General features: G+C 70.5%; 21 protein-coding genes. 10 read left to right on the top strand and 11 right to left on the bottom strand.

Annotated elements, in window-relative coordinates:
- Positions 1 to 16 precede the first annotated feature (16 nt).
- Together JLI01S_RS09755 and JLI01S_RS09760 are read left to right on the top strand one after the other, a co-directional pair.
- On the top strand, positions 17 to 2,341 hold the full coding sequence (locus JLI01S_RS09755) for a DEAD/DEAH box helicase (RefSeq protein ID WP_068263895.1): 2,325 nt from the start codon (positions 17 to 19) through the stop codon (positions 2,339 to 2,341).
- A 19-nt stretch (positions 2,342 to 2,360) separates the two neighbouring features.
- A complete protein-coding gene (locus tag JLI01S_RS09760) occupies positions 2,361 to 2,876 on the top strand; it encodes a hypothetical protein (protein WP_068263898.1) in 516 nt (171 codons plus the stop codon).
- A gap of 43 nt (positions 2,877 to 2,919) precedes the next feature.
- On the opposite strand, the gene JLI01S_RS09765 is transcribed toward JLI01S_RS09760, so the two are convergent.
- The 8 genes from JLI01S_RS09765 to JLI01S_RS09800 form a co-directional block, all read right to left on the bottom strand.
- Positions 2,920 to 3,309, bottom strand: a complete 390-nt coding sequence (locus JLI01S_RS09765) for an Rv3654c family TadE-like protein (protein WP_068263901.1) — start codon at positions 3,307 to 3,309, stop codon at positions 2,920 to 2,922.
- The gene (locus JLI01S_RS09770; protein ID WP_068263903.1) at positions 3,296 to 3,628 is read right to left on the bottom strand and encodes a TadE family type IV pilus minor pilin; all 333 of its coding nucleotides are present in this window, start codon (positions 3,626 to 3,628) and stop codon (positions 3,296 to 3,298) included. The genes JLI01S_RS09765 and JLI01S_RS09770 overlap by 14 nt, the downstream gene beginning before the upstream one ends.
- Positions 3,629 to 3,647: 19 nt before the next feature.
- Positions 3,648 to 3,839 (bottom strand): DUF4244 domain-containing protein, encoded by a 192-nt coding sequence (locus tag JLI01S_RS09775; RefSeq protein WP_068263906.1) that lies wholly within the window; start codon positions 3,837 to 3,839, stop codon positions 3,648 to 3,650.
- Positions 3,840 to 4,002: 163 nt separating this feature from the next.
- Positions 4,003 to 4,554 (bottom strand): type II secretion system F family protein, encoded by a 552-nt coding sequence (locus tag JLI01S_RS09780; RefSeq protein ID WP_068263908.1) that lies wholly within the window; start codon positions 4,552 to 4,554, stop codon positions 4,003 to 4,005.
- Complete coding sequence (locus tag JLI01S_RS09785; RefSeq protein ID WP_068263911.1) at positions 4,551 to 5,228, bottom strand: type II secretion system F family protein; 678 nt, start codon at positions 5,226 to 5,228, stop codon at positions 4,551 to 4,553. Before JLI01S_RS09785 ends, JLI01S_RS09780 begins: the two co-directional genes overlap by 4 nt.
- Positions 5,225 to 6,262, bottom strand: coding sequence for a TadA family conjugal transfer-associated ATPase (locus tag JLI01S_RS09790; protein WP_084349343.1), 1,038 nt, complete (start codon positions 6,260 to 6,262; stop codon positions 5,225 to 5,227). Before JLI01S_RS09790 ends, JLI01S_RS09785 begins: the two co-directional genes overlap by 4 nt.
- Positions 6,259 to 6,975, bottom strand: a complete 717-nt coding sequence (locus tag JLI01S_RS09795; protein WP_157074900.1) for a CpaE-like family protein — start codon at positions 6,973 to 6,975, stop codon at positions 6,259 to 6,261. The genes JLI01S_RS09790 and JLI01S_RS09795 overlap by 4 nt, the downstream gene beginning before the upstream one ends.
- A gap of 274 nt (positions 6,976 to 7,249) precedes the next feature.
- The gene (locus JLI01S_RS09800) at positions 7,250 to 8,104 is read right to left on the bottom strand and encodes a Fic family protein (protein ID WP_068263918.1); all 855 of its coding nucleotides are present in this window, start codon (positions 8,102 to 8,104) and stop codon (positions 7,250 to 7,252) included.
- A 32-nt stretch (positions 8,105 to 8,136) separates the two neighbouring features.
- Between JLI01S_RS09800 and JLI01S_RS09805 the strand changes: the two genes are divergently transcribed.
- From JLI01S_RS09805 to JLI01S_RS09830, 6 genes are all read left to right on the top strand, one after another.
- Positions 8,137 to 9,336 (top strand): sensor histidine kinase, encoded by a 1,200-nt coding sequence (locus JLI01S_RS09805; protein ID WP_174521315.1) that lies wholly within the window; start codon positions 8,137 to 8,139, stop codon positions 9,334 to 9,336.
- Positions 9,337 to 9,346: 10 nt separating this feature from the next.
- Positions 9,347 to 10,108, top strand: coding sequence for a LytR/AlgR family response regulator transcription factor (locus JLI01S_RS09810; RefSeq protein WP_068263919.1), 762 nt, complete (start codon positions 9,347 to 9,349; stop codon positions 10,106 to 10,108).
- Positions 10,105 to 10,476, top strand: a complete 372-nt coding sequence (locus tag JLI01S_RS09815; protein WP_068263920.1) for a hypothetical protein — start codon at positions 10,105 to 10,107, stop codon at positions 10,474 to 10,476. Before JLI01S_RS09810 ends, JLI01S_RS09815 begins: the two co-directional genes overlap by 4 nt.
- Positions 10,473 to 11,996: a sodium/solute symporter gene (locus JLI01S_RS09820; RefSeq protein WP_068263928.1), complete on the top strand. Its 1,524-nt coding sequence runs from the start codon at positions 10,473 to 10,475 to the stop codon at positions 11,994 to 11,996. Before JLI01S_RS09815 ends, JLI01S_RS09820 begins: the two co-directional genes overlap by 4 nt.
- A 194-nt stretch (positions 11,997 to 12,190) precedes the next feature.
- Positions 12,191 to 12,532, top strand: coding sequence for a DUF485 domain-containing protein (locus JLI01S_RS09825; RefSeq protein WP_068263931.1), 342 nt, complete (start codon positions 12,191 to 12,193; stop codon positions 12,530 to 12,532).
- A gap of 2 nt (positions 12,533 to 12,534) precedes the next feature.
- Positions 12,535 to 14,151: a monocarboxylic acid transporter gene (locus tag JLI01S_RS09830; protein ID WP_068263933.1), complete on the top strand. Its 1,617-nt coding sequence runs from the start codon at positions 12,535 to 12,537 to the stop codon at positions 14,149 to 14,151.
- Between the two features lie 57 nt (positions 14,152 to 14,208).
- On the opposite strand, the gene bioB is transcribed toward JLI01S_RS09830, so the two are convergent.
- Positions 14,209 to 15,285 (bottom strand): biotin synthase BioB, encoded by a 1,077-nt coding sequence (gene bioB / locus JLI01S_RS09835; RefSeq protein WP_218005493.1) that lies wholly within the window; start codon positions 15,283 to 15,285, stop codon positions 14,209 to 14,211.
- Between the two features lie 112 nt (positions 15,286 to 15,397).
- On the opposite strand from bioB, the gene JLI01S_RS09840 reads away from it, so the two are divergent.
- Positions 15,398 to 15,976 carry a TetR/AcrR family transcriptional regulator C-terminal domain-containing protein gene (locus JLI01S_RS09840; protein ID WP_068263936.1) on the top strand — a complete coding sequence of 193 codons (579 nt, stop codon included), beginning with the start codon at positions 15,398 to 15,400 and terminating at the stop codon, positions 15,974 to 15,976.
- Between the two features lie 62 nt (positions 15,977 to 16,038).
- Here JLI01S_RS09840 and JLI01S_RS09845 read toward each other — a convergent pair whose 3' ends face one another.
- Both JLI01S_RS09845 and JLI01S_RS09850 read right to left on the bottom strand, forming a co-directional pair.
- A complete protein-coding gene (locus JLI01S_RS09845; protein WP_157074901.1) occupies positions 16,039 to 16,749 on the bottom strand; it encodes a hypothetical protein in 711 nt (236 codons plus the stop codon).
- 67 nt (positions 16,750 to 16,816) lie between these two features.
- Positions 16,817 to 17,737, bottom strand: coding sequence for a phenylalanine 4-monooxygenase (locus JLI01S_RS09850; RefSeq protein WP_068263963.1), 921 nt, complete (start codon positions 17,735 to 17,737; stop codon positions 16,817 to 16,819).
- Between the two features lie 275 nt (positions 17,738 to 18,012).
- Between JLI01S_RS09850 and acs the strand changes: the two genes are divergently transcribed.
- A complete protein-coding gene (gene acs, locus JLI01S_RS09855) occupies positions 18,013 to 19,947 on the top strand; it encodes an acetate--CoA ligase (RefSeq protein WP_068263942.1) in 1,935 nt (644 codons plus the stop codon).
- Positions 19,948 to 20,056 lie beyond the last annotated feature (109 nt).

A 20,056-nucleotide genomic window follows, 5' to 3' on the forward strand; every position in this document is an offset into this window, starting at 1 on the left:
GCCTACCGTAGATCACATGTCCCGCACCCGTCCGCAGGCTCCCGATCTGCTCGCCGCCCTGTCGGCGGGCCGCGAGGACCGCGTCCGCCATGTCGAGCACATCGCGGCGCGGCCTGCGGAGCATGCCGAGCTCCCCGACTGGGTGGCTCCTCCCCTGCGCCAGGCGCTGGCCGGGGCGGGCATCGACCGGCTCTGGTCGCACCAGGCGCAGGCCGCGCAGACAGCCCACGACGGACAGCATGTCGTGCTCTCCACGGGGACGGCCTCGGGCAAGTCACTGGGCTACCTCCTCCCTTCGCTCACCGCGGTGCTCGACGGGAGGTCCGCGGCCAACGGGCGGGGCGCAACCGCTCTCTACCTCTCGCCGACCAAGGCGCTGGCGGCCGACCAGCTGGCCCGCATCCAGTCGTGGGCGGTGCCGGGCATCCGGGCAGCCACGTACGACGGCGACACCCCGATGGACGAGCGGCGCTGGATCCGCGACCACGCGGACGTGATCCTCACCAACCCCGATCTCGTCCACCACTCGCTGCTGCCCGGGCACGAGCACTGGGCCCACGTGCTGCGGCGGTTGCGCTATGTCGTCATCGACGAGTGCCACGTCTACCGGGGCGTCTTCGGCTCGCACGTCGCGCTGCTCCTGCGCCGGCTGCGGCGGGTGGCGCGGCGCTACGGCGCGGACCCGGTCTTCGTCCTCGCGTCGGCGACCGTCGGCGAGCCCGGCGGGCACGCGTCGCGACTCATCGGGGACGACGTCCTCGCGGTGACCCACGACGGGTCCCCGCGCGGAGCGCTGACCTTTGCCCTGTGGCAGCCGCCGGAGGACGACGAAGGGAGCCGCCGCTCCCCCACGACCGAGGCCGCCGAGCTCATGGCGCAGCTCGTGGGGAGGGATGTGCAGACGCTTGCCTTCGCCCGCTCCCGGGCGGGGGTCGAGGCACTCGCCTCCTCCGCGTCACGCCAGGTGAGCATCGTGGACGAAGGGAGGATCGCTGCCTACCGCGGCGGGTACCTCCCGGAGGAGCGCCGGATCATCGAGCGACGGTTGCGCGAGCGCGACCTGCTCGGGCTCGCCGCGACCAATGCCCTCGAGCTCGGCATCGACATCGCTGGCCTCGACGTCGTGCTCATCGCCGGGTGGCCCGGCCGCCTGGCCTCGGTCTGGCAGCAGGCCGGTCGGGCTGGCCGCGACGGGCAGGACGCTCTCGCAGTGCTGCTCGCCGCGGATGATCCTCTGGACACGTGGGTGGTCGAGCACCCGGAGGCGATCTTCGAGGCGCCCGTCGAGACGAGCGTGCTCGACCCGCACAACATCCACGTGCTCGTCCCCCACGTCGCGTGCGCCGCGGCGGAGATCCCGGTGACGATGGACGACACCCGGTGGTTCGGCGACGGGCTCGCCGGGGTGCTCGAGGTCCTCGTCGCGCGCGGGGTCCTGCGGGCCCGCCCCGGCGGGTGGTTCTGGACCCGGCCGGACCGGCCCGGGGACCATGTCTCCCTGCGCGGCATCGGTGACGTGGTGAGCATCGTCGAGGGCAGGTCCGGTCGCATCCTCGGCACGGTCGACGAGGGCTCGGCGCACGCCCAGGCCCACACCGGCGCGGTGCACGTGCACCAGGGGCGCACCTACGTCGTCACGGACCTCGACCTCGAGCAGGCGACGGCCACGGTCACCCAGGGGGATCCGGGCTGGTCGACGCACGCGCAGTCGGTCTCCTCCTTCGACATCGTCGCGGAGGACCAAGGCGTCGACCACGGACCGGTGCGGATCTCCTTCGGCCGGGTCGACGTGCGGCGTCAGGTGACGGGATTCCTCCGGCGCCTGCCGAGCGGCGAGGTCATCGGTCGGCACGACCTGGACCTGCCGGAGCGGACCCTGTCGACGAGGGCCGTCTGGTGGACGATGACACCCGAGTCGCTGGCGGCGGTGGGAGTCTCCGAGGCCGACGTCCCGGGCGCCGCCCACGCTGCCGAGCACGCCGCGATCGGGATGCTGCCCCTGCTGGCGACCTGCGACCGGTGGGACATCGGCGGGGTCTCGACCGACCTGCACCCGCAGACGGGGCTGCCGACGATCATGGTCTACGACGGGCATCCCGGAGGCGCAGGTTTTGCTGCTCGCGCTCACGAGCGGATCGGCCAGTGGCTGGCGATGACCCGCGAGACGATCGCCTCCTGCGGGTGCGCGGGCAGCGGCTGCCCGGCGTGTGTCGTCTCTCCCAAGTGTGGCAATGGCAACGAACCGCTCGACGCGCCGGGCGCCGTTGCGCTGCTTGACCTGCTGCTGGACTCCCTCGGTCATACAGTGAGTGGAGAAGCTCCGTCGGCGACCGCCGGCTGACGTACCCGGAAGGACTGTCATGGTCATCCTCGGCCTCATCCTCGTGCTCGTCGCCCTCGCTCTCGGAGCCGCGCTGCTCATGGGCACGTCCGCGCCCGAGGTGTCCGGGCAGGACGTCGACATCCGGCTCTTCGACACCGTGACGATCAACCTCAACCCCCTGACCCTGGTCATCGTCGGCATGCTGACGATGCTCCTGCTGTGGCTGGGCCTGGTCCTCATCAAGGCGGCCCTGACCCGCAAGGCGAAGCAGCGTCGCCTGCGCAAGGAGCAGGCGGCCGAGGCCCGCGAGCGTCAGGCCCGTCTCGAGGCTGAGCACCAGGAAGACATCGCGCAGCGTGAGCGTGAGCTCGAGGACCAGCGCACGTCCACCGAGATCGCCCGCGAGCGGGCCGAGGCCGCCGAGCGCCACGACCCGACGCTCGAGACCCAGCGCATGGACACCCGTGGTGAGGCAACCCGTCCGGTCAGGCGCGACGGCGCTGTCGACGACGCCACTCGGCCGATGCCTCGCAAGGGCGACCGCCGGCTCTGATCGTGGTGTGTCGTGAACCCGCGGATGACACTCGTCCGCGGGTTCACTGCTGCCCGCCTCCGGGCTCGGGCCCCGCTCGCGCTCTGCCCTCGGCGTGGTCGGGTCCGACACCACCGAGACGAAGGGGGATCCCCGCCGACACGGTGACCGTCACGTCCCCGGCATCCCCGACCTCGCAGGCGAGGACCCGGACCTCGTGCAGTGCTGCGACTCGCCCGGCTTCCGCGCACGCGGCCTCCGGGTCGAAGGCCTGCTGGAGCTGGAGCGCTCCTGCCAGTGCCGACAGGTCCGCCGCGGAGCGTGCGACGTGAGCCGCTCGCACCGCGCTGAGTACAGCCAGCGCCGCGAGGGTGATGGTCAACAGGACCGCGATGAGGCCGACGGCCGAGACCGTCGATGAGCCGCGCTCAGCGCCCGGGTCAGAGGACTGCATCGATCGACTCCACCCTCGCGGTGGACGAGCACGAGGTGTCCTCGGCTGCGAAGGACAGAGCAGGCGGCGCAGGACTCGTCACCGTGACCATCACGTCCTGGCCGCTGCGGGTGACCGTGAGCCGGGCGTCGGCAGGTGCCGTGCTCTCTGCTCGGCCGAGCGCCTGTGCTGAGGACTCCCCGCGAGCCAGCTCCCGGACCGCGACCCGGGCCGCATCGACGCACCGCACATGGTCGACTCCCCACGACAGGGCGGAGAGGCACAGGACGAGCACGAGGACGACGGCGGGGAAGGTGAGGGCGAGCTCGGCCGTCACCATCCCCGCGTCGTCGCCAGCTCTAGCGGATGCCGAGCGCCTCGAGGATGACACCCGACAGGCCCGTCTTGATCGTCCCCGACTTCACGACTGCCAGCAGCACGATCGCGAAGGTGCACGCTGCGAGCGTGCCGACCGCATACTCGGCGGTGGTCATCCCCGCCTCGCACGCCAACCTGACCCGGTGGCCCCACCGGACGATGGACCTCTTCATGGGAAGCTCCTCCCCTTGGGCGGCACCCGATGCGCCGCGGTGAGAACCACCCTTCGCCCTGCAAGGGACCATCGCGAGCTGCTCCGCGGACCTGTGGATGCCCGCTGCGGGGGTTGCCCCGATGGGGACAACCGGACCGACCCACCGACCCGGGAGGATCGGCTCACCCCAGCTGGGTCCCCACGAGTACGGCGACGATCGGCACGACGGCAGTGGCGATGAAGGCAGGCAGGAAGCACAGGCCCAGCGGGAGCACGAGCATCACTGCAGCCTTGCCGCCGGCCTCCTCCAGCCTCCGCGCCTCCGCGTCGCGCAGGCTCGTTGCCGCGTCGAGCAGGACCGATGCCGATGGTGCTCCCACAGCATCGGCCACGACGAAGGCCGTCGCCGTCGGACCCCACACACCACGGGCATAGGTCCACGCCTGGCTCATCGAGCGACCCCAACGCAGTGCGGCCGCCACCCGACGCAGGTCCTCACCCGCACCTGCCGCAGAGACCCCGGCGACCTCCTCGAGCGCCTGGACCATGCCTCTGCCGGACTGGAGGGCCAGGGCGAGCAGCACGCTCGCGTCAGCGACTTCGTCGACGGTCAGGGCGGCGGCCGCCGGCTCGTCCACCGCCCCGGTCTCGCTCCGCAGCCACCCCACGTGAGTGGCCTGCCCTGGCCACACGGCCACTGCCACGACCACGAGGGCGACGGCCAGCAGGCTCACCGGTGCACCGTGGGCGCGACGGCCCGCGCCAGCACCCAGCGGCAGATGCACCAACCGATCGCCGTGAGCACGAGACCGAGCACAGCGCAGGCCATCGTCACCGCGCTGTGCCCGTAGACCTCCCACGGGGTCAGACCGAAGGCGAAGCCAGCGAGCAGACCCACGAGGGGCAGCGCCGTGAGCATCCGCATCGTCGCCCGCGCACCCGCGGTCGAAGCCTCCAACCGCCGTCGTGCCTGCACCCTCGCCCGCAGGACCTGGGCACTCGTCGCCATCGACGGCGCCAGCGCCACCCCCAGGTCCTCGCTGAGCGCCCACGCACCTGCGACCGCGCCGAGCTCCGGATGATCCTCCGCGTGCCTGCGCCACACCTGCCCCGCTGCACCGCCCGTCGTCAGCTCCTGGTGCACCTCCTCCAGGACCGGCTGCCACGGCCTGGGGGCCTGCGCCGAGACGACGCGCACGGCAGAGACCGGAGTCGCTCCTGACCGCAGTGCCATCGCCAGCAGGTCAGCGACCCCGGCGAGGGACTCGAGATCTTGCAACCGGCCACCCTCGGGACGCCGCCACCCGCGCCACGACGACGTTCCCCCTCCGGCCAGCCCCACGCCTGCGGCCCGTCCCGGCCACATCAGCACCGCGACGATGATCAGGCCCACAACCGTGATCGTCATGACGTCACCACCGGCAGCGGGCCGATCGAGTCGACGACCCGCCGACCGCCCACCCGGCGCAGGTGCACCACCACCTCGAGCGCGCTGGCGACCTGCGCTCGCACGGCCTCCCGGCTCATCCCGGCGAGCGCACCGAGCGCCTCGATCCGGCTGGGCACGTCCTCCGCGCGGTTGGCGTGGAGTGTGCCGCACCCGCCTTCGTGCCCGGTGTTGAGCGCGAGCAGGAGATCCCTGACCTCGGCGCCACGCACCTCCCCCACGACCAGCCGGTCCGGCCGCATGCGCAGTGCCTGCCGGACGAGGTGGACCATCGTCACCTCACCCGCTCCCTCGGTGTTGGCAGAGCGTGCCTGCAAGCGCACGACGTGTGGGTGGCCGACCTGGATCTCACCCACGTCCTCGACGACGACGAGCCGCTCGTCCGCGGGGACCTCGGCGAGCAACGCGGCGAGGAGAGTGGTCTTGCCCGTGCCCGTCCCTCCGGTCACGACATAGGCCTGTCGAGCTCGCACCATCTGCCGCAACTGCTCCGCCTGCTCGAGCGTCGCCATCCCCAGATCCACGAGCGAGGCCAGCCCGCCGCCCCGGTGACGAGGGATCCGCAGGCTGACGTGGGCCCCACCGGCGACCAGCGGCGGCAGGACCGCGTGCAGGCGGATCCCCCGCGGCAGCAGCCCGTCCACCCACGGCTGGGCGTCATCCAGTCGACGGCCGGCCAGCGCGGACAGCCGGGTGGCGAGCCGTCGCACGGCGTCGTGGTCGCCCACCTCGACCGTGGCACGAGTGACCCCCTCGCCCCGATCGACCCACACGGAGCCGTCGCCATTGACCAAGACGTCGGTCACCCGCTCGTCGCCGACGAGCGGCTCGAGCGGACCGAGCCCCATGAGTCCGGCCCGCAGCTCCCCCGACCGTCGCAGCGCACCGGAGCTGCCCAGCCGCACCTCCTCGGCACGGGCCACCTGGTCGATCACCTGCTCGTCGGGAGCGCGACCGGCCTGCACGTGCGCGTCAATGGCGCTCGACCACCTCATGACGCCAGCCCCAGGACGTGCTCGGCGAGTGCCCCGGTGGCCGGTGGCAGTGCCGCCACCAGCGATCTGGCCACCACGCCGACGGGCCCCTTGGGTCGTGGTGAGCGTCCGTGCGCCTCGTCGCGCTGTACCCCGGCGTCGTCTGCCAGGTGGTCCAGCAGCGGCAGCCCGAGATGCTCCGCTGCACGCTCGCAGACCTGCTCGGCTCGCCGGGGGCCGCGGGTGACGAGCAACGCGGAGTCACTGCGCTCCCCGAGCGTCGAGGTCCATGCCTCCCCGTCGCGCAACCAGCGCGGCCGCAACCCCACGAGGACCACGACGAGGTCCGCGAGCTCCGCCCACACCGGCGGCACCCGACCCGAGCACGGCAGGTCCACGACCACCGGCCCCAGTCCCGCCAGCCCGGTCACGACATCTCGGACGGCCGCTGGTGTCGGCCGGCGCCCTCGTACCGCGAGCGTCGGCACCGGTCCCAGCGGGAGCGCTCCCCGTAGCCGCGCGGCGTCGACCGCGCCCTCGTGCTCGGCCAGGTCGCCCCAGCGCAGGCCCTCCACGTGCTCCACCGCGACCGTGGCATCCAGGCCACCCGCACCGAAGGCGCCATCGACCAGGGTCGGCGAGCCGTCGCGGGCAAGGACGGTGGCGGTGACGGCCGCGAGGGTGGAGGTGCCCAGGCCGCCCGAGGCTGCGGTGATGACGACGACGGGATGCATGCCCTCGACCCTGCCGCCGCCCACCATGCTCCGGGGTGCGGATCAGAGGGCTGGGGACAACCCCCTTCGGCCACCTGTGCCTGTGGACGAACCGCGAAAACCGATCCAGGAAAGGGGACGGCCCCGGCGGGGGAGCGCCGGGGCCGTCAACGCGCGGGCCCCGGGGGGAGGGAGCCGTGCGTTGGCCGCTCGACCCGAAGGGAGCGGCTGGAGAACAACTGTAATCGTGATTCCTGTGAGCGCAATTCGACGGGCACGCGCCTCGACGTGGCGGTTATCCGAGCCGCCCGGCACGCACGGACTCAGCCACGCGCCAGCCTTCCTCCGCGCCCGCCACGAGCGACTCACCACAGTGCTTCAGCCACAACGAGACGCCCGGAGCCCCGCCGTGGACATACCCGTTGAGCGAGCCGAGATAAGCCGGTCCCCCGGCGTGCCCGTGACCGGCCTCGGGGACCGCGACACCCGTCGGATCCAGCCCGGTGGCGGCGATGAGGGCACGCTCGACCGCCCGGGCCACGAGCCCGTTGCCGACGACAAAAGGGCGCACGGTGGCGATCTCCGCGTGGACGATCGACGCGACCACGAGGGCAGGAGCCTCGCTGGCGGAGCGCATCAGCTCGATGATCCCGTCCAGCCGTTGGCGCAGCTCGTCTCCGGTCGGGGCGGGTCCGAGGTCGGCGAACTCCTCGCAGCCATCCCCCTCGACACGAGGGCGGCCGAGCTGATCGCGGTCCTGCACCAGCTGCGCTGCGGCGGCGGTGTGCAGCCGCGCGAGCGCCTGCCCGGGCGAGTGCGTCACGAGCTCACGCAGGCTCTCGCTCTCGGCCGTGGCCGCGATCGCACCGTGGATGACCCGCTCGGCCGGGTCAGGGTGCTGGCTTCGCTCCCGCGCGCCCATCATGATCTCGCGCACGATCGACGCGGTCGACCGCGCGCCGTCCAGCTCCGCGCTCGCCCACGCCCCACGGACGCGCGACTCGGCCGCAGCCTCCGGGATCCGGCGGCGCAGCGCCTCGTGCCAGCGCAGTTGGGTGCACACCTCACGGGCCTGGTCGGAGGCGTGCGCCACCTCGGGCAGCGCGGCGAGCTCGGTCAGGGCAACAACAAGCGGGCTGGAGTCGGACACCCCGACAGCGTAGGCCGCACTAGGGTGCGCCCATGACTGCCGGCCTGCACCTCCCCACCGAGGTTGTGGTCACAGGCGCCTTCCTCGCGCTCTGGCTGGTCGTCGCCCTCATCCGGTGGCGACGCGCCCGCCCCGGCTTCATCTCCGTCACCGACCAGGCGACCTACGAGACCCTGCACACCGCCTCCGAGGCGGCCCGGCACCTGGCCGACGGCTTCACGGACGACGGCTGCGAGCGCGCGGCCCCCTACCTGCGCGCGATGCTCGCGACCCCCGGTCTGGCCATCTGCGACACCTCCGGCGTCATCGTCTGGGAGGGCGAAGGACGTCACCACCTGCCTGCCGTCATGGACCAGGCCGCGCAGGTCCTCGCCTCGGGCCAGACCGTGGTCCTGGGCCCCGATGTGGTCACCTGCTCCGGTACCGACTGCCCCATCCGTGCCGCGGTCATCGCCCCGGTCACCGCCGACGACCGGGTCATCGGAGCCGTCGCGGGGTACGGGCCAGCAGTCTCGGCCGGTCTGGCGCGGGCCGCGGAGGAGGTCGCCTCGTGGGTGGCAACCCAGGTCGAGCTGGCCGACCTGGGCTACGAGCGCACCCGGGCGATGGAGGCCGAGCTGCGGGCGCTGCGGGCCCAGATCTCCCCGCACTTCATCTACAACTCCCTGGCTGCGATCGCTTCCTTCGTGCGGACCGACCCCGCCCGTGCCCGGGAGCTCCTGCTCGAGTTCGCCGACTTCACGCGCTATGCCCTGCGTCGCGGCGGCGCCTTCACCACCGTCAGCGAGGAGCTGCGCAATGTCGAGCGCTACCTCGTGCTGGAGCAGGCTCGCTTCGGCGACCGCCTCGGGATCACGCTCAAGATCGCGCCGGAGGTGCTGCCCGTCCGCGTGCCATACCTCGCGATCCAGCCCCTGGTCGAAAACGCGGTGCGTCACGGGCTCGCCCCGCAGGAGGGCCCGGGCCACGTCACGCTGAGCGCCTCCGACCACGGGGCCGAGGCCGAGATCAGCGTCGAGGACGACGGCGTCGGCGCCCACCCCGAGGCGATCCGCAAGATCCTGGACGGGCAGTCCCGCGCGGACTCGGTCGGCCTGGCAAATGTCGACGCCCGGCTGCGTCAGGTCTACGGCGAAGAGTTCGGTCTCGTCGTCGACACCGCACCCGGCGCCGGGATGAAGGTCTCCTTCCGAGTACCCAAGTACTCCCCGGCGCTCGAGGAACCGGCCTAGTCTGGTGGCCATGCCGCGACCGACACAGCCCGCAGCGCTGACCGTCCTCGTCGTCGACGACGAGGCGCCCGCGCGCAACGAGGTGGCCTGGCTGCTCGACCAGGACGAGCGGGTGGGCCGTGTCCTCACCGCTGCCAGCGGCACGGCAGCGCTGGCTGCGCTGGAGCGCGAGCACATCGATGTCGTCTTCAGCGACATCTCGATGCCCGGCCTGGACGGCATGCAGCTGGCTCGGGTCATCCGCAGGTTCACCGAGCGGCCACAGGTCGTCTTCGTCACCGCCCACGACACCCACGCGGTCGATGCCTTCGACCTCGACGCCGTCGACTACCTGATGAAGCCGGTGCGCCCCGAGCGCATCGGCGAGGCCGTGCGTCGGTGTCTCGCCGCCAGCGAACGCGAGACCCAACCCTCCGCCCCCGAGGACGACGAGACGATCGCGGTCGAGCTCGGCGGAGTCACCCGCTTCGTCCCGCGCAGCGACATCCACTGGGTGCAGGCCCAGGGCGACTACGCCCGCCTGCACACGCCCACCGGCTCGCACCTCGTGCGCATCCCCCTGGCCACCCTCGAGGAGCAGTGGGCCGACGCGGGATTCGTCCGCATCCACCGATCGACGCTCGTCTCGACCCGCCACATCAGTGAGATCCACACCGACGGGGGGCGCTGCACCGTCATCGTCGACGACACCGAGCTGCAGGTCAGCCGCCGTCACACCCGCCACCTGCGCGGCACCCTCCTCCGACCGCGCACGGGCACGGACGACGGGTGAGCAGCCCGCCGCAGAGGGTGCGCGTCACCCGCACCCGGCGCCCCAACCGACGCGAGGGGCCCCGGACCGTCCGCGACGAGATCGCCGGGCACTCGCACCTCGGCACCGCCTATGTCCGCTCCCTCGTGCGCGCGCAGCTGCAGTTGTCCCTCAGCACGCTGGCCTTCGGCGTCGTGACCCTCGGTGCGCTTCCCCTCCTCTTTGCCCTCGTCCCGGCCACCCGACGAGCCAGCGTCCTCGGCCTGCCCCTGACCTGGCTCGTGCTCGGTGGTCTGGTCTACCCCGGGATCGTGCTGACGGCCCGGTGGTACACGCGCTCGAGCGAACGTCTCGAGGCGGAGTTCAGCGACCTCGTGGGCCGCCGGTGAGCCAGCCGCTCAGCGTCCTGGCGATCGCGCTCGTCTGCTTCACCACGCTCACCCTCGGCGCGCTCGGCCTGCGGCTGGCCAAGGGGACGAGCGACTTCTATGTCGCCGGTCGAGCCGTCACCCCATGGCGCAACGCGAGCGCCATCGGCGGCGAGTACCTGTCGGCCGCGAGCTATCTCGGGGTCGCTGGACTCGTCTACGACCAGGGCATCGACATGCTGTGGATGCCCATCGGCTACACCGTCGGCTACCTCGTGCTGCTCCTCCTCGTCGCCGCCCCGCTGCGCCGCTCGGGCGCCTACACACTCCCCGACTTCGCCGAGTCCCGGCTCGAGTCGCGCTCCCTTCGGCGCGGCTGCGCCCTGCTCGTCGTCGGGATCGGGTGGCTCTACCTGCTGCCCCAGATGCAAGGCGCCGGTCTCGCCCTACGTCACGTGAGCGGGCTGCCCACGTGGGTCGGCGCCACCGTGCTCACGGTGATCGTCGTGCTCAATGTCGCGGCCGGCGGCATGCGCTCGGTCACCCTCGTCCAGTCCGTCCAGTACTGGATCAAGTTGACCGCGATCGCTGTCCCGGCCTTCGTCCTGCTCCTCGTCTGGCACCGGTCAGGCGGGCCCACCCCGCAGGCCGACGCCTCGTGGTGGGAGCCCCTCACGAGCGACGAGCCCACGAGCCGCTCCCTCTTCACCACCTACAGCACCCTGGCCGCCCTGTGCCTCGGGACCATGGGTCTGCCGCACATCGCCGTGCGCTTCTACACCAACCCTGACGGCGTGGCCGCGCGCCGCACCACCGTCTCCGTGCTGGCGCTGCTCAGCATCTTCTACGTCTTCCCACCGATCTACGGATACCTGGGTCGCGCCTACCTGGACCCCAGCGACATCGCCGGCGACGCCAGCCGCACCGTGGTCCTGGCACTGCCGGGAGCGATGCTGCCCGGGATCGACGGTCAGCTGCTCACCGCGCTCGTCGCCGCGGGCGCCTTTGCCGCCTTCCTCGCGACCGCCTCGGGCGTCGCGATGTCCGTGGCCGGAGCCATCGACCAGGACGTCCTGCGGCCACTCACCGCCAAGCTGAGCCGGGGGGACGCCGCTCCGGCCGCCTCCTTCCGTGCCGCTGCGCTCGTGGGGGTGCTCGCCCCCTTCGTCGCGGCATGCACGGCGGAGCCGATCGGGATCTCCTCGGCCGTCGGCCACGCCTTCGCCATCGCGGCCGCCACCTTCGCGCCGCTCCTCATCCTCGGCGTCTGGTGGACCCGGCTGACGGCGAAGGGAGCAGCCGCTGGCGTTGCCGTGGGCGGGCTGAGCACGGTCGCGGCAACGATCATCTCCGTCCTGCACCTCGCACCCGCCGGGTGGCCCGGAGCGCTCGTCGCGGCTCCGACCGCCTGGGCGACCCCACTCGCCTTCGTCGTGACGATCACCGTCTCACTGCTCACGCCGGCATCCCGACCGCGCCGCTGGGCGCGCACGATGACCCGGCTGCACACACCCGAGGACGTGCTCTCCGAGACGGGCTGACTCCGACCCGGGCCGTGACGACCGCTCGTCGCGCCGAGAGTGCCGCTCGTCGTGCTCGAGCGACCCGCACGGCGACGGCACCACCCGCCGACCGCGCAGGACCCGGCAGACCACTCATCGACGACGTGATCCGGGACACCCTGTGGTCTGTCCGGCCATCGATGTCCGGGCCACCCACTACCCGGAGGTGAGCCATGAGCAACGACGCTCAACCGCTCGGCGAGCGCTACATCGCCGTCCAGGAGTCTGAGGAGTTCGGCGATCTGCGCCGCACCTTCCGCGGCTTCGTCTTCCCAGTCACCGCGTTCTTCCTCGCGTGGTACTTCCTGTACGTGCTGCTGTCGATGTTTGCGCACGACTTCATGAGCACCAAGGTCTTCGGCAACATCAACATCGGGGTCCTCCTGGGCCTGGGTCAGTTCGTCACGACCTTCGCCATCACCATCATCTACGTGCGCTGGGCCGGCAGGGTCCTCGACCCCAAGGCCCACGCCGTCTTCGACCAGGTCGGCGCCGTCGGCCCCAAGGAGGACTGACCATGAGCTCCCTCGTCGCCCTCGCCGCGGAAGCCAAGACCGGCTCTCCCGCCCTCAACATCACCATCTTCGTCGTCTTCGTCGTCGTGACGCTGGCGATCGTCATCAAGGTCGCCTCCGGCACCAAGACCGCCAGCCAGATGTACACCGGCGGCGCGGCCTTCTCCGGCCGGCAGAACGGCCTGGCCATCGCCGGTGACTACCTCTCCGCCGCGAGCTTCCTGGGCATCGCGGGTGCCATCGCCCTCCAGGGGTATGACGGCTTCCTCTACTCCATCGGGTTCTTGGTGGCCTGGCTCGTCGCCCTGCTGCTCGTCGCAGAGCTCTTCCGCAACACCGGTCGCTTCACGCTCGCCGACGTGCTCACCTACCGCCTCAAGCAGCGCCCGATGCGCATCGCGACGGCCAGCTCGGTCCTCGCGGTCTCCTTCTTCTACCTGTTGGCCCAGATGGCCGGTGCCGGCGGTCTGGTCTCCCTGCTGCTCGGCGTCGACGGCTCCATGGCGCAGAACCTCGTCATCGCCGTGGTCGGCATCGTCATGGTCGCCTACGTGATGATCGGCGGGATGAAGGGCACGACCTGGGTCCAGATGATCAAGGCCGTCATGCTGATCTTCGCTGTCGCGATCATGACCTTCTGGGTGCTGGGCAAGTTCGGCATGAACCTCTCCGGGGTGATGCAGGCTGCCGTCGACAAGAATCCCGAGGCCGGGGAGAAGCTCCTCGAGCCGGGCCTGAAGTACGGAGAGTCCCTGACGACCAAGATCGACTTCATCTCGCTGTCGCTCGCCCTCGTCCTCGGGACCGCCGGGCTGCCCCACGTGCTGCAGCGCTTCTACACCGTCCCCACGAGCCAGCAGGCCCGCAAGTCGGTCGAGTGGGCCATCTGGCTCATCGGTGGTTTCTACCTCCTGACGCTCGTCATCGGCTACGGCGCCGGTGCCCTCGTCGGCCCGGACGTCATCGCCAACGCCCCCGGCAAGGCCAACGCGGCCGCCCCGCTGCTCGCCTTCGAGCTCGGTGGTTCGTGGCTGCTCGGCATCGTCTCCGGCATCGCCTTCGCGACGATCCTCGCGGTGGTCGCCGGACTGACGATCACGGCCAGCGCCAGCGTTGCCCACGACCTGTACAACCAGGTCTTCAAGAACGGCAAGGCCACCCAGGAGCAGGAGGTCAAGGTCTCGCGCTACGCGGCCCTGGGCACCGGCGTCGTGGCGATCCTCGGCGGCATGCTCGCCAAGGACCAGAACATCGCCTTCCTCGTGGCCCTGGCCTTCGCCGTCGCGGCGAGCGCCAACCTGCCGACCATCCTCTACAGCCTCTTCTGGAAGCGCTTCAACACCCGTGGCGCCCTGTGGTCGATGTACGGCGGTCTCGGGTCGGCGCTCATCCTCATCGCCTTCTCCCCGGTCGTCTCCGGCTCGGAGACCGCGATGATCCCGGGAGCGGACTTCTCGATCTTCCCGCTGGCCAACCCCGGTCTGATCTCCATCCCGCTGGGCTTCTTCCTCGGCTGGCTCGGCTCGGTGACGAGCAAGGAGTTCAACCGCGCGAAGTACGCCGAGATGGAGGTGCGCAGCCTCACCGGTCACGGTGTGGCCGAGGTGATCGAGCACTGATCATCCGCACGACATGACGAAGGGGGAGAGCCGCGGCTCTCCCCCTTCGTCATGTCCTCAGGCGTTGGCCGGGGCCGCGGTACCGGCTCCGCGGCGACGGATCACGGGGTGGTCCTCGCGGGGCGACGACCCGTCCGGCTCCTGCGCGCCCAGCACGGTGAAGCCGTTGTCGGCCAGCATCCTCAGATCGTCCTCGGCAGCCTGGCCCTCTGCCGTGAGGTAGTCACCGAGGAAGATCGAGTTGGCCAGGTGCAGCGCCATCGCCTGGAGGCTGCGCAGGTGCATCTCACGCCCTGCGGCAATGCGGATCTCGGCAGTCGGCGCGACCACGCGCGCCGCGGCGAGGATCCTGATGCAGCGCAGCGGTGACAGCTCCCAGGTCTGCTGCTTGGGGGTGCCGTCGAAGGGGATGAGGAAGTTGATCGGGATTGACTCCGAGCCCAGCTGACGCAGGGCGAGCAGCGCCTCGACGAGCTGCTCGTCGCTCTCCCCGAGCCCCGCGATGAGGCCGCTGCAGGCCGACAGCCCAGCACCCTGTGCCGTGGCGACGGTGCGCACCCGGTCCTCGTAGGTGTGGGTCGTGACGATCGAGTCGTGGTGAGACTCCGCGGTGTTGATGTTGTGGTTGTAGGCATCGACGCCCGCCTCACGCAGCCGCTCGGCCTGCCCGTCCTTGAGCAGCCCGAGGCAGGCGCAGACCTCGACCTGCGGGTGCTCGCCCTTGATGGCGTCGACCATGCCGGCGACCCGGTCGATGTCCCGATCGCTCGGACCGCGACCGCTGGCCACCATGCACACGCGCGTCGCGCCACCGCGCAGGCCCGCCTGGGCCTGGACCAGGGCCTCGTCCGCCGAGAGCCACGTGTAGCGCAGGATCTCGCTCGACGAGCCGAGCGCCTGGGAGCAGTACCCGCAGTCCTCGGGGCAGAGGCCGGACTTGAGGTTGACGAGGTAGTTGACCTTGACCGTCATGCCGAAGTGCTCGCGCCGCAGCCGGGACACCGCGGCGACGAGGTCGATCACCTCGTCGTCCGGTGTGTGCAGGACGGCCAGCGCCTCCTGCTCGGTCGCTGCGGCGCCGGCGAGGATGCGGTCGACGAGGATGCGGTCGACGAGGTCGTGGTGGACGGTCACTTGTGGCTCCTGAATGGCACCGAACGGCGTTCTGCTACTGAACGCCGTTCAGGCTAGAGGGTGCGGGAGGTAGGGTCAAACTTCTTGGCCACCCCCGTCGAAGGCAGCCGTCGTGCCACCCCCGCGCAACCCACGCACCCCACTCACCCGCGAGCAGGTCGTCGACACCGCGCTGTCGATCCTCTCGCGCGTCGGCCTGCCCGATCTCACGATGCGCGCCATCGGCGCCGACCTGGGCGTGCAGCAGAGCGCCCTGTACCACCACTTCGCCAACAAGCAGGCCCTGCTCGGAGCCGTCGCCGACGAGATCCTGGCCCGCGGACCACGCGTGCCACGCAGCGACGCGGGGTGGCAGGAGCAGGTCCGCCTGCACTGTGCAGCCCTCCACGCCGCCGTGACCGGCTACCCCGACGGGGCCGACCTCGTCATGAGCATGTGGGCCTTCGGCATGGGGGCGCAGGCTCCCTTCGACGAGCTGTGCGGTCTGCTGACCGAGGCCGGGCTGCCCGATGACATCGTCCCGACCGCGGCACGCACGCTCCTGCACTTCGTCTACGGACATGCCTACGACGAGCAGTCGCACGCCCATGCGACCCGTTCGGGGATCGCCACACCCCAACGCACGCCGAGCGACTTCGGCATGGGCCTGACGATCGTGGTCACGGGCATCTCGGCCCTGCACACGGCCTGAGCCACGGCGACACGACGAAGGGGGAAGAGCCTCGGCCCTCCCCCCCCTTCGCCTCATGCGCGCTACTTCGTCCAGACGACCGCGCCATCGTCGGAGTAGTCCCCCTCGTAGGGCGCGTACTGCGCCCCCGTGACCTCCTGGCCCGAGGCGACCATGGCCACCTGGCAGGTGGTCTCGGTGTCACCGGGACCGAAGTCCTTGGGGATGGAGTTGCGGTCACACTTCTTGAAGGGCGAGGTGCCGATGAGGATCAGGGTCGACGCCTTGCGACCGTCGGCGAGGATCGGGTCGACATCGTCGAGGATGTCGCCGCCGAGCTCGGTCGAGCTGTCGGTACCCGTCATCTTGTACTGCACGTAGACGGGCGTGTAGTCCTTGTACTTGTCGGCGTCCTTGAGCTTGGCCAGGTCAGCCGAGGAACCCTTGGTGATCTCGGTGACGGTCACCGTCACGGTGGCCCCGTCATCACCCTGCGGGATCGTGGCGGGCTTGCCGATGGCCAGCTCGGTGCCCGGGTCGGTGAGACCGGCAGGCGCGGCGCCCTCGCTGCCCTCACCGTCGGACTCGGACTCCGACGAAGTGGACTCCTCCGTCGGCTCCTCGGTGGCCTCGGTCTCCGACGTCGCGTCCGTCGTGCTCTCGGACGTGCTGTCCGTGCTGGTCGTGGAGCTCGTCGTCGAGCTCGTCGTCTCCGTGTCGGACCCGCCACAGGCGGACAGGCCGAGCGCCGCAACGGCGAGCAGGCCGGCGGCGCTCGTGCGTCGACTGGTCATCGTGGTCATCCCCTCGTGTCATGGGGATGCGGTCCGCCTCCCCTGACCCGGAGCCTATGGGCACGGATCACTGCGACGACATGGGGAGCAGTCCCCGCCGCACAGCCTCGGACCGCAGGGCCGCAGCCGTGTCATCGTCCACGGTCGCGAAGAAGTCACCGACGACGTCCTCGAGGTGGCCCATCGAGCGGGCGGCGAAGAGCACCGGCTGATAGACGGTGATGTCGTAGTTGAGCGTGCCCATGTCAGCGACGTCGAGGTCACGGATCTCCATGTGCGCAAACTCCTGGATCTCGCCGTAGCTCGACAGGATGCCCGCGCCGTATGCCTTGAGGTCCTCCCCCTCGTACATGACGCCGAACTCGATGGAGAACCAGAAGACATCGGCCACGAGCTTCATCGCCTCCTCGCTCTCGAGACGGAGGGAGGCCTGCCCGGCAGCTTCGGTGATGGCGGCGAAGCGAGGACTGGCCAGCTGGTTGGCGTGTCCGATGACCTCGTGGATGATGTCCGGCTCCGGCGTGTAGAGCGGCTGCGATCCATGACGCAGGTACTGCGTGGAGTTGAAGGTGCGGTCACCGAGATCTGCGTAGAAGTCGCGAAGGGGCACCAGCCCCGGCGCACACACATACCGCCATCCGGTGAGAGGCAGCAGCCGCCCGGTGACCTCTGCCAGCTGCGGGACGTGGTCGGTCGGGAGCCCCAGTCGCTCCTTGGCAGTGAGGTACTCGCTGTGGGCGAAGCGGGCGTGCAGCGGAGCGAGCTCGCGGCTCACCCGGCTCCACACGGCGTGCTCCTGCTCGGTGTACTCGATCGTCGGAACCTCCTGGCTCCCTCGACGCCAGGCGAGGGCGGCCCCCGCGATCTCGCCGCGGCGGCGCAGGTACTGCGGGTCCTCCCGCCCGGGATGCGTGTCTGCGAGGTGCACCTCGACGGTGCCGTCCTCGTGCTCGGTCACGGGTGAGTACAGCTGTCCCTCGGTAAACACGTCGACCACCTCCTTGTGGTCAGACAACCGTCCCAGAGTGCGCCGATCAGCACCATGGAACCCGAAAGTACTGATCAGACTGTGCACCGTCAGCAGGGTCGAGGTGACACGACGCTGTGCAGTCTGCGCACGCTCCACGAGACCGCTCGTCGCCCCGCGCCCCACGCCCGGCGACAAAGCGAGACCCCGCCGTTGTGATCCCGTGGCGCTGGGTGAAAGGTGGGGCATGACACACGTTCGCGCGATGGCGCGCGATCACTCGATGAGGAGGACATGTGACGGACTACGCCCCCACCCCCGCGTTCACCGAGCAGGCGGTCGGCAAGGCCGAGCTCTATGACGAGGCCGCCGCTGACCACGAGGCCTTCTGGGCCACCCGGGCCAGGGAGTACGTCACCTGGAGCAAGGACTTCGACACCACGCTCGACTGGAGTGATGCCCCCTTCGCCAAGTGGTTTGTCGGGGGCGAGCTCAACGCCTCCTACAACTGCGTCGACCGGCACGTCGAGGCCGGCAACGGCGACCGCGTGGCGATCCATGCGGTCAGCGCCAACGGCGAAGACCGCGCCATCACCTACTCCGACCTGCTCCGTGAGGTATCCCAGGCAGCCAACGCCATCGAGGCGCTCGGCGTGACGAAGGGGGATCGTGTCGCCATCTACATGCCGATGATCCCCGAGGCCGTCGTCGCGATGCTTGCCTGCGCCCGCATCGGCGCACCCCACTCGGTCGTCTTCGGCGGATTCTCCGCAGACGCGCTCCGAGCACGGATCGAGGACGGCGAGGCCAAGCTCGTCATCACCAGCGACGGGCAGTTCCGCAAGGGCAAGGCCATGCCGCTCAAGGACGCCGTCGACAAGGCGGTCGAGGGCACGACGGCCAGCAAGGTCCTCGTCGTCCAGCGCACCGGGATCGACGTCACGTGGGAGGACGAGCGTGATGTCTGGTGGCACGAGGTTGTCAGCTCGGCCTCCGACCAGCACGAGGCCCAGCCCCACGACAGCGAGCACCCGCTCTTCATCCTCTACACCTCCGGTACCACCGGCAAGCCCAAGGGGATCCTGCACACCACCGGTGGCTACCTGGTGCAAAACGCGTACACCAACGCGGTCGTGCACGACCTGCACCCCGAGTCCGACGTCTACTGGTGCACGGCCGACATCGGCTGGGTGACGGGCCACAGCTACATCGTCTACGGGCCACTGGCCAACGGCGCGACCCAGGTGCTCTTCGAGGGCACCCCGGACAGCCCGCACCAGGGGATCTTCTGGGAGATCGTGGAGAAGTACAAGGTCTCCATCCTCTACACCGCGCCCACGGCGATCCGCACCTTCATGAAGTGGGGAGCGGACATCCCGGCCAAGTTCGACCTGTCCTCGCTGCGGGTCCTCGGCTCGGTCGGCGAACCGATCAACCCGGAGGCCTGGCGCTGGTACCGCGAGCACATCGGTGCAGGCACAGCGCCGATCGTCGACACCTGGTGGCAGACCGAGACGGGAGCCATCATGAACTCTCCCCTGCCCGGTGTCACCGAGCTCGAGCCCGGCAGCTCGCAGAAGCCGATCCCCGGTATCTCTGCCGAGATCCTCGATGACGAGGGCAAGCCCCTGACCGAGCCCGAGCAGGTGGGATATCTCGTCCTCACCAAGCCATGGCCGGCCATGCTCCGTGGGGTGTGGGGAGACCCGGAGCGTTACAAGGACACCTACTGGAGCCGCTTCGGTCCGGAGTACTACTTTGCCGGTGATGGCGCCAAGTACGACGACAAGGGAAACATCTGGATCCTCGGTCGCGTCGATGACGTCATGAACGTCTCGGGGCACCGCCTGTCGACCGCGGAGATCGAGTCCGCTCTCGTCTCGCACCCGCGTGTGGCCGAGGCCGCCGTCGTGGGTGCCACGGACGAGACGACTGGTCAGGCCGTCGTCGCCTTCGTCATCCTGCGCGAGGACGGTGCGGCTGGTGGCTCCACCGGAGACGAGCTCGTCCAGGAGCTGCGCAACCACGTCGGTCAGCAGATCGGGCCAATCGCCAAGCCCCGGTCGATCATGGTGGTCGACGAGCTGCCCAAGACGCGCTCCGGCAAGATCATGCGTCGGTTGCTCAAGGACGTGGCCGAGAACCGCGAGATCGGTGACGTCACCACGCTCGCAGACTCCTCGGTCATGAACTTCATCAAGGACGGCATGAACAAGCCGGCTGAGGACTGACCACCAACAGAACGCAGAAGGGGCCCCACCGAAATCGGTGGGGCCCCTTCTGCGATACATGTGGTGAGGACAGCTCTGGCCTCACGGAAGGGGCACAGCACAATGCCCT

Origin of the sequence: Janibacter limosus NBRC 16128 (assembly GCF_001570985.1) — a bacterium.
Classification (GTDB): domain Bacteria; phylum Actinomycetota; class Actinomycetes; order Actinomycetales; family Dermatophilaceae; genus Janibacter; species Janibacter limosus.

Coding starts and splice junctions, on each gene's coding strand:
- JLI01S_RS09825 (WP_068263931.1), top strand. CDS start 12,191: ATGAGCAACGACGCTCAACCGCTCGGCGAGCGCTACATCGCCGTCCAG.
- JLI01S_RS09770 (WP_068263903.1), bottom strand. CDS start 3,628: ATGGTGACGGCCGAGCTCGCCCTCACCTTCCCCGCCGTCGTCCTCGTG.
- JLI01S_RS09785 (WP_068263911.1), bottom strand. CDS start 5,228: ATGACGATCACGGTTGTGGGCCTGATCATCGTCGCGGTGCTGATGTGG.
- JLI01S_RS09830 (WP_068263933.1), top strand. CDS start 12,535: ATGAGCTCCCTCGTCGCCCTCGCCGCGGAAGCCAAGACCGGCTCTCCC.
- JLI01S_RS09805 (WP_174521315.1), top strand. CDS start 8,137: ATGACTGCCGGCCTGCACCTCCCCACCGAGGTTGTGGTCACAGGCGCC.
- JLI01S_RS09775 (WP_068263906.1), bottom strand. CDS start 3,839: ATGAAGAGGTCCATCGTCCGGTGGGGCCACCGGGTCAGGTTGGCGTGC.
- JLI01S_RS09755 (WP_068263895.1), top strand. CDS start 17: ATGTCCCGCACCCGTCCGCAGGCTCCCGATCTGCTCGCCGCCCTGTCG.
- JLI01S_RS09760 (WP_068263898.1), top strand. CDS start 2,361: ATGGTCATCCTCGGCCTCATCCTCGTGCTCGTCGCCCTCGCTCTCGGA.
- JLI01S_RS09810 (WP_068263919.1), top strand. CDS start 9,347: ATGCCGCGACCGACACAGCCCGCAGCGCTGACCGTCCTCGTCGTCGAC.
- JLI01S_RS09845 (WP_157074901.1), bottom strand. CDS start 16,749: ATGACCAGTCGACGCACGAGCGCCGCCGGCCTGCTCGCCGTTGCGGCG.
- JLI01S_RS09790 (WP_084349343.1), bottom strand. CDS start 6,262: ATGAGGTGGTCGAGCGCCATTGACGCGCACGTGCAGGCCGGTCGCGCT.
- JLI01S_RS09795 (WP_157074900.1), bottom strand. CDS start 6,975: ATGCATCCCGTCGTCGTCATCACCGCAGCCTCGGGCGGCCTGGGCACC.
- JLI01S_RS09765 (WP_068263901.1), bottom strand. CDS start 3,309: ATGCAGTCCTCTGACCCGGGCGCTGAGCGCGGCTCATCGACGGTCTCG.